Annotated in this window: 5 protein-coding genes; all 5 read right to left on the bottom strand. The window is 67.8% G+C overall.

The features are described 5' to 3' along the window. Positions 1–978 (bottom strand): hypothetical protein (locus AC629_RS43300; RefSeq protein ID WP_210419224.1); only part of this gene is annotated, 978 nt, incomplete at its 3' end. Then, positions 978–4301, bottom strand: a complete 3324-nt coding sequence (locus tag AC629_RS43295; RefSeq protein ID WP_084810709.1) for a nucleotidyltransferase family protein — start codon at positions 4299–4301, stop codon at positions 978–980. The genes AC629_RS43300 and AC629_RS43295, both read right to left, overlap by 1 nt. Continuing rightward, entirely contained in the window at positions 4301–6514 is a 2214-nt protein-coding gene (locus AC629_RS43290) for a hypothetical protein (protein WP_084810708.1), read from the bottom strand. Before AC629_RS43290 ends, AC629_RS43295 begins: the two co-directional genes overlap by 1 nt. A 1-nt stretch (position 6515) precedes the next feature. Beyond that, positions 6516–7064 (bottom strand): hypothetical protein, encoded by a 549-nt coding sequence (locus AC629_RS43285; protein ID WP_143199915.1) that lies wholly within the window; start codon positions 7062–7064, stop codon positions 6516–6518. A 24-nt stretch (positions 7065–7088) separates the two neighbouring features. After that, positions 7089–7930, bottom strand: an 842-nt coding sequence (locus AC629_RS47485) for a phage tail protein (RefSeq protein ID WP_168195746.1), incomplete at its 5' end; no start/stop codon positions are given.

Here is a 7930-nt window from a genome sequence, read left to right as displayed (position 1 = left end):
CTGCTCCATCGCGGCGATGTCGCGCGCCATACCGTTGACGTGCTCGAAGATCGCTTTCAGTGGATCGCCCTTGCCAAACTGCTCATTGTACTTCAGCCAACCATCGGCATCTTTGAAGTGCAGGAAGCGGTGATCGGCCCGCTGCGCGGCGAGCATCCCGGCACGGCCCTGTGGCGTCCGCTGCGCCGTGCGATCGGCCCAACCGTCCGTGGTGACGGTATCGAAAGCGGCGTCGAGCGATTGTTCCAGCCGCGCCGGCGTCAACTTCTCGCCCGTCAGCGGATCTCGCATGCGCTCAACGTCGAGCAGCGGCCGGATGAAATCCTTCCAAGCCTGCTTGCCGGCGTTGAGCAGCGCCCGCGCGTCGTGGAATTGCGGCAGATAGCCGCCTTCAATCTTGCCGATCGCGCCGCCGGCGGCGTTGAAGCGCTGGCGCAAGGTCTCGAACACATCCTGCACGGCGCCGGCCATCGCCTTCGCCTCCGGCTTGCCCGTTGCGTCGCCCAACGCTTCGCGCACGACATCGGTCAGCAGCGGCCGGTTGAAGCGCCGGCCAGTCAACGTCGATTTGCGGAAGGCGGACAGCACGTCGGCGAGCTGACCGTGCACCAGCGAAACAATCGCCTTTTGCCGGCCGGCCATCGAGGACGTCCCGGCGAAGCCGTGGTTCTCGATCAGATTGAGCACGGCGTCGAACACGTCCGCCTTGCCGTCGAGGCCGCGATAGCCGGAGACATACTCGGCGAGGCGGTCTTGCGCGGCATCCTGCAGCAGCACGCGCCGGCGCCGCTCGATCGCTTCGGCGCGCAGATCCGCTTCAAGCCGGGCCTTGGCGGCCGCGGCTGCGGCGTCATCACCCAGCGACATGCGCGCCTGGGCGAATTCGGTCTGGAAGCGATCGTTGAGCTGCGCGGCCTCCTCTTTGGAGATCGCGCCCTGAGCGACGGCGGAGTTCAGGCAGTCTCGAAAGGAGGGCATCAGGCGGCCTTACAGCTTGCGACCAGATCGGCATACTCGGCGGGCTTGTCGGCCTCGGCAAGGGCATCGGCCCGGCTTATGAACCGGACGTCGCGGCCGTCGTCGCGGGTGGAGACGGCAAGGCTGTCGAATAGCCCGGCCTGCAGATCCTCCGGCTTGCCGGCAGCCGCCGAAGCACCTAGATTGTTTTCTATGGCACTCACATTCTGCAATTGGGACTTCCGGCCGGCGGTGTTGTCGCCGGGCAAGTGGGCATTTGCAGTGCTCGCGCCCGGTGAGGGCTGGTCGAAGGTCGACGAGCTCGACGTCGCTGAGACCTCCGGCGTGATGGCGGAAGCCGCCTGGCGCCGCGCATTCGAGCCGAGGTTCGGCTCGCTTGACGTCTCGAAGATCCCCGACCAGGCCGGATCGAGCCGCGCCGAAGCCGCCGAATAAAGCTTCCCCTGCTGCGCGTCGATCGCATCGCGCTCGATGCCGGGCGACATGCTGCGCGACTGCGTGTAGAGCGCCTGGCCGCCGCCTTTCTTCGCTTCGTACATCGGCGCCGGAATGATCTGGATCTCGCCGACTGTGCCGGCGGCGTCGCGCACCAGCACCTTGCGGTCGGTATAGCCGACCGCGTTGACCTTCCAGCCTTCGTCCAGCACCTCGAACTCTCGCGACAACCCGGCCACCACGCGCGCGGCCTGCTCCGGCGTGGTGACAATGAAGCCGCCGCGGGCGATGTCCGTCATCTGCGAGGCGTCTCGGTAGCCCTTGCGCGCGATCTTTTCTGCCGCTGTCGCGAATTTCTTTGGCCCGGGATCGACGAAACGCGCGCCGATTGCTCCGGCCAGCCGTTCCGCCGCCGCCGTTAACTGGGTCTGCAGCGCCACGGCGCGGCCATAGAGATCTTCGAGCGAGAGGCCGCGCTGGCCGGACAGGAAGTCGGGCGCTGCGGCAATGGCCGTTTCCTGACTCTGCGGAGGCCGTGGAGAGGCGCTCTCCGTCCGAGCGCTGAAGGCTGCTTCGGCTGCCGCCAGCGCCTCTGGCCTGCCGGGCTCCACGACGGCGGCCGGTTTAAGTTCGGGTGAGGCAAGCAGGCCGTTGAGGCCGTCTCGATCGAGCAGGGTGCGGACGTCGTCGAGAAACGCCTCGGCCGCCTTTCCGGTCTTGGCCGTTCCCTGTGCGACCTGGGCGGCCGCCCGGTTGAGGGCGTCCGACACCGGTCCGGTCCGGCGGGCGAGGCGGGCCAGCATGTCCTGCAGGGTGGAGGCGTCGCGGGCGCGGGCGTCGTTGGTGCCGCGGGCGAGCTGGTTGCCGGCCGCTTCGATCGCATCCGCCTTCTCGGCCAGTGTGCCGAACAGGCGCTTGTCTCGGGTCAGCGCCGTCATCGCCGCGTCGAGCACGCGCACGCGCTCGCCCATCAGGGTGCGCGAGGCGACCGCCGCGCCGAACAGGTTGATCTGCTCTTCAGCGCGGAAACCGGCCGACTTGATTTCGCCGATCAGCATGCGCGCCTCGCGCTCGGTCTCCGGCGCGAACCGGACGAGATCCGCGATCACCGCGGCGTGCTGCAGCTTGTCGTGCACCATGCTGCCGACCGCGGCGGCGTAGTTGGGCGGCACCACGCCGTTGATCGCCATGCCGAAGGCTTCATCGGACAACCGGGCGAGAGCGATCGCGTTCTTCATCATCGGCGAGGAGATCGGCAGCGAGCCGTCGAGCAGATCCGGCCGGTCGCGCAGCACGCGGGCGGCATCGATCGCATCGCCAGAACCTTCCTGCATGTTCTTCTTGGCGGCGATCGCGCGCACGTCTTCAGGCGTCCAGCCATCCGCCTCGCGGAACAGATAGCCGTCGAGCCGAATGCTACCGTCCTTTTCCGTGAGCCGCTTCGCAAGACCGAGACGCTGATGCCCGTCCGCGATCACGCGCTCGCCGTTGGTTCGCTCGAACACAAGCGTCTTGCCGGAGGCGATCGGGTCCCATTGCGTCACGCTCTTGAGGCGATCCGTGACGCCGGCGGCGTCACCGCCGCCCTTGTACTGGAACGCTGCCGCGTCGGTCGCGAGATCTCCGGGCCGGAATTGCTCGAAGGTGACAGGCTTGCCGTCGACGGTTTGCGTCTCGCCGAGCGTCGCCGGCAGCCGTTCGTCGAGCACGCGCACGCGATCGGCCGCGCGCGCCGGCGCCGTAATCGGGATCTCCGGCGGCGGGTTGTTCTCGGGATCGTCGGCGTAGCGCACCGCCTGCGCTGCGATCTCATCATGCTGCTGGGCGCGGATCGCCGCTGGCGGTTCGCCGACCGCACGCGCCTGGTTGGCGGCATCGCCGGCGGCCGTGCGCAGCTCGGCCTCGGTCGCGGCATCCAGCTTGACGCCGAGGGCGCCGGCGGCCGTATGCACGTCCTCCGGTGTCGCCGCACCGCCGGCGATGCGCGCGATCGATGCTTTCTGGCCAGCCGAGAGCGCGCGCACGCCTTCGATGCCGGCGCCGGGGATGGCACCGAACAGAAATGCCATGCCGACGTTTTCCAGCGCCGGCGCAAGCCCGCTGCGCTCGCCGATCTCAGCGCGCCAGCCCTGCACGGTCGGCTGCGCGACAGCCTGCGCCCCGGCATTGAACAGGCCCTGCTTGATCGCACCCCAGCCGATCTTTGCGATCGTCGCGCCGGCGGTCTCGACGCCGGGCCCGGCGAACAGCGTGCCGAGGAAGAGCGGATCTCGCCGCGATCCCCACAGGCCGCCGATGATGGACGCTGCAAAACCGTCAACGCCGGCCGCCGGCGCATGCGTGCCGTCATAGGCTGCGGATTGCGAGATGGCCTTGGCCTGGTCGTCGAGCGACTGGCCGAAGCTCAGCGCGGCCGCCTTCTCCGGAAAGCGCTCGGCTGCCTGGTTAACCTGCTCGTTGAAGATCGCAACGCGCGCGTTGCCAAACCGAACCTGATCACCTTCCGTGGGGTCAAATGCCTCGCCGCGCGCCCGCGCGTCGCTGACACGCTGCCGCGCTTCGCGGTCATAACCGCCGTCGAAGGGGTTTTCGAGCTGGATGCCGGTCTGCTCGCGTACGATGCGGATACGATGGTCAGCGGCCTCGGCCAGCGCGCTCTGCCGCGCGTTGATGGTGTCGACCAGGCGCGTCTGTCGCTCGGCCGCAACAATGCTGGTGCGGAGATCAGCCGCGCGCTTGGCGATGATGTCGGCATCGACGACGTCGCCGGTCGCATCGATCGAGAGCGCGTTGCCGGTCGTGGCGTCGCGCAGCGCAAAAGTGAACGGCGCGCTGCCGCCCGGCTCGGCGAAGGTGATATCGCTCTCGCGCGGATCTGACAGGAACATCAGTTGCCACCAAGGAGACTGCCGGACACGCGCGGCGCCACGGTATTGAGCGCCGCGAAGGGCAGCACGAAGGGGGCGCCATCGGCGCCGCGGATATACTGCGGATCGTTCGACGAGGGATCGCCGAGCGCGAAGCGGTATCCGCCGCGCACCGCGATCGGGATGGCGCCGGCGACGTCGCGTGCGGAATATGCTTTGCCGTCAGGCGCCTGCGGTGGCACGGGCAGGGCGGCAAGGTCATCGTCGCGCAGCGAGCGGACAACGTCGCGGAAGCGATCGGCCCGCATGCCTGACGGCACCGGCACCTTGTAGCTCGTCCAGTAGCCCGGCTTGTAGTCGGTCACGCCGCCATATTGCACACCGCCGACGAAGCTGGCGCCGGCGGCCTCCTGCAGCGCGCGGCGGTAGATGGTGTCGGCCTCGCTGCTCTTCGGATCGATACTGCCGGAGAACAGACGGCTCTTGGTGATCGCATCCGCGGTCGCGCGGATACGGCCACCGTCATCGCCCTGCAGCGCGAAGGCCGAGCCGAAGGTGTCGCGCACCGCCTTGCCGGCGAGCGATGGTGCAACCGCGGGCAGATCCTTGCCGGTCTCCTGCTTGATCTTGGCGGCATTGAAGGCATCGCGCGCGGCCGCGACTGAGCCGCCGTTGGCGATGATATTGCCGGCCTGGGCGAGCAGGGGCGCGTCGGGCGAGATCTCGCGCAGGATCGCCGGGGCGTCGCTGTCGGCGCCCTTGACGATGGCGCCGGCAAGCGCCAGCGCCTGCGGGCCGCCCTTGTCGACGATCTCCTTGAGCCGGTCGGTTTCTTCCGGCCGCAGGAACTGCGGCGCCCGGGACAGCGAGGAGGCGACCGCGCGGGCCTGCGCCGAGCGATCGCGGAACTGCGCGGCAATCGTGATAGCGTCGCCGGAGGTGAAGTCGATCGGCGCGACGGCCGGGATCAACCGTTTCTGCGCGGCATAGCCGAGCTGGTCCGTGTTGATCGCCTTGCGCTGCTTGTCGAGCTGGCCCTCGGCAAACTGAATGATCTCGGCCGTCGGCGCGTTGGCGCCGCCCTTGTTGGCCTCCGTGCGAAGCCCGGCAACCAGGCGGCCGGCGTCGTCGACCGACATGCTGCTCATCGCGGTTGCGATCTTCACCTTCGCCTCGCCGACATTGAGGAGCTGCTGCCCCTTGGGCGACTGCGCCGCCGGGCTGGTTGCAAAGCGCGTCCATTCGTCCGGCGGGGTCGCTAGCCCGCTGGCGGCACGATCGACATAGTCCTCGATGTTCTTGCCTAGCTGCGTCACCTCGGCATTGCCCTGCGTGCGGACGGATTTTTCCAGCGCTTGCAGGCTGGCATCGAGCGACGCATAGCCGTCCGCCGTCAGGCCCTTGAAGTCGCCGCTAGCAAACTTCTTGCGCGTATTCTCGCGATAGGCTGCGATGGCCTCCGGCGTCTTCAACGTCGCGGCCTGGGCGAGCGCCGCGCTCTGCATGACGTCGTTGCGCATCTTGATCTTGAGCTTGGCGCCGGCCTCAGCCGTGATCGCCTCGCTCTCGACCTGCGCATCGATCAGCCTGTCGCCGCGATCGAGCTCGATGCCGATGTTCTTGGCGGTGACAGGGTTGTTGGGATCGGCCGCCGCCATGCGGGCCGCATTGGTCTGTGTCGCGGTCAGATTGTCCGCGAGTGAGGCGCGCTGCTGATCGTGCGTGTCGCTCTCGAAATTCGACAGCGCCTTGTTTTCGTAAGGCAGTCGCAGCCGCGCAAACTGCGCATTGAAGTCGCCGCGGATGCCATCGAACACATGGCCGTCAGGCCCTGTGTAGCTCCGGTAGAGATTGTCGAACGCCTTCTTCAGCCCGCCCGGGCTGTTGCGGTTGGCCTCGAACGTCGCCTGCATGTCGTTGCGCAGCATTGCGTCGAGGTTGTTCTCGTAGGTCTTGGTGGCGGCGTCATTGAACGCTTTGCCGCGGATCGTGAGCGAACCGTCCGGCCGGTAGTGCGGATCGAGCCCGGCCACCTTGCCGGCGGCTTCGCCCTCGGCTTTGGCTGCGTCATCGGCCATCGCGCCGAAGGAATTAGCGAGCTTGCCGGTCGCCGCTGCCATCTCGGCTTCGAACGAGCCATCTGGCCGCGAGACCGGCAGCAAGCCCTCAGGCAACAGCCCTTGCGGATTGAATGCGCCGGGTGCCGCAACAGCGCGGCCAAACTTGTTCGGCATCTCAACCTCGCTTCAGGAGTTTCGCGCCGCCTTCCAGAGCGAGCGCGGCCGCCGTGCCGAGGCCGCCGGCGGAGGCCTGCTGCGCCTGGATGCGATAGTTCGCCGCTCGCTCACGCAGGCGCGCGATGCGCGTGTCGGTGGTGTCCTGGTCGATCGAGAGCGCGCGCTCGCTGTCCGTCACGTCCTGCCGGCGGGCAATCGCAGGCGTGCCGAAGGACAGGTCAATACCGCTCGCCGCCGTTGCGACGTCACGCTCGCCGAGTTGCTGCACCAGGGCCTTCTTCAGCGAGGTCTGCCGCGCCGTGCTCTGGATCTGCTCGATCTGGGTTTGCGTGTCGGCATCATCGGCCTGAGCGTTAAGAGCAGCGGCCTTGGCTTCACCGGCCCTGTTGGCATTCAACACCGAGAGAACGGTTGAGGCTCCCGATAAGATACTGAACGCACTCGATGCGGAGAACAGGCTCGCTCCGGCCGTCGCTGTCGCGCCGGCCGCCGAAGCGCCCGCGCTGGCGGCGCCGGCGGTGCCAAGTGTCTCCCCGATTGTCGCCATAGCCGCCGCCGCGAATTCCATAGCTCACGTCCTCGCTTCGATGGTGATGCCGCGCCATGCGATGGCGCCCGGCTTGGTCTGTGTGATCACGACCTGGCCGGTGTCGCTGAAGCCGGTCAGGCCCGTGATCGCGATCGTTTCATTGACCGGCGCCTGCGGCGCGTCGATGGGGTCGCCGACCCGCGCCAGCGCCACCTCGCGCGGGCGCTGATCATTCGCACCAACAGCCACGGACGTTGTCCCCATGAGATCCAGCCGCACCGTGTGGACCCGTTTCGGCCGGCGCAGCACCGTGCGCTCCGCCACCTCTGAGGGCAGCGGCAAAGTTTTGACGTACAGCGCGGTCCAGCGGCCGACCTGCACACTGGCGGCGGCGAACGACAGGGTGATCTGGCCCGCGTGCACCGTGAACGGTCCCTCGACATAGCCGTCCGCCAGCGCCCAGACCGTTGCACCCTCGTGGACGTCGAGCCCGGTGATGACGGACCGCGCAGGAGCGAACGTCTGCTCGACCACGGCATCGAAGATCAAGCCGTCCTCGGCCCGCTCGAAGTGCAGCTCCTGCTTACCGTCAACCGTGCGCTCGACCAGTAGGTGAGGCACGTTCCTGCCATCCACGCAGACCGCGCGCACCAGTCCCTCGGTATGCCAGCGCACAAAGGCGGTGACATCCTGATTGCGCAGCATGATGCCGAGCGTCATCGTGCCGTCCGCCCTCGGCATCCAGAGCCGGGCCGCACTGGCGATCCCGCTTGGCCGCTGCACCGCCATATCGGCCATCCCATTGACGATGTGCGAGGCTAACAAGGAGATCGGCGAGAAGACGTATTTCGTCGACACTTGGTCAAAGGTGCCGGCATAGAGCA

Origin of the sequence: Bradyrhizobium sp. NAS80.1, from assembly GCF_001908205.1 — a bacterium.
Lineage (GTDB): Bacteria > Pseudomonadota > Alphaproteobacteria > Rhizobiales > Xanthobacteraceae > Bradyrhizobium.
The sequence above is the reverse complement of the archived record's forward strand: the minus strand, read 5'-3'. Positions and strand labels throughout refer to the sequence as shown.